At 20.8% G+C, this 730-nt stretch carries 1 protein-coding gene; it reads left to right on the forward strand.

All coding sequences use genetic code 4. From position 1 onward, the window contains the following. Nucleotides 1-384 precede the first annotated feature (384 nt). A complete protein-coding gene (locus C6B38_RS06240; RefSeq protein WP_199558601.1) occupies nt 385-687 on the forward strand; it encodes a spiroplasma phage ORF1-like family protein in 303 nt (100 codons plus the stop codon). Nucleotides 688-730 lie beyond the last annotated feature (43 nt).

A 730-nucleotide genomic window follows, 5' to 3' on the forward strand; every position in this document is an offset into this window, starting at 1 on the left:
GTTAAAGTAATAAATGGAATAACCAAACCCAAAAAAGTTAAAATAAATATGGCAAATAAAGATAATGACTTACGCATTATTCTTTACCACCTTTCTTCTTTTTAAAATTAATTATAAATAAAATACATAAAACTAATTCAAAGTTAAAGTAATAAATGGAATAACCAAACCCAAAAAAGTTAAAATAAATATGGCAAATAAAGATAATGACTTACGCATTATTCTTTACCACCTTTCTTCTTTTTAAAATTAATTATAAATAAAATACATAAAACTAATTCAAATCAAAAATACAAATTTGCAACTAACATATATCAGAATAAAATACCAAACTCATTAATTAATTTATCTCATTTATCGTAAATTAATCCAATCAGTTTATGGTTGAAAAATTTATTGTTTAATGATAAATGGTATTTAGATTTTTTACAAGATAGTTATTCCACCGGAGTTGTTTATGATAAAAGAAATGAAGTATTTTTGAATTATTATCAACAATGACATAGTTTAAAAAATCAGTTTATGGTTGAAAAATTTTATGATGTTAAAAAAGAGAATTTTTTGAATGATTTAACTGATTTTATTTATGCTTTTGCTGTAAAATATAAGATGTTTGATGTATCTAAAAAAAAATTGTGGAAAATGTTGACCGCTATAAAGAAAATCATTATCCAAGAGTTAAGTTAAACCAAGATAATTGAAAATTAATTGGTAAAAATAATATTAATAA

Origin of the sequence: Spiroplasma sp. ChiS, assembly GCF_002968355.1 — a bacterium.
Lineage (GTDB): Bacteria > Bacillota_I > Bacilli_A > Mycoplasmatales > Mycoplasmataceae > Spiroplasma > Spiroplasma citri.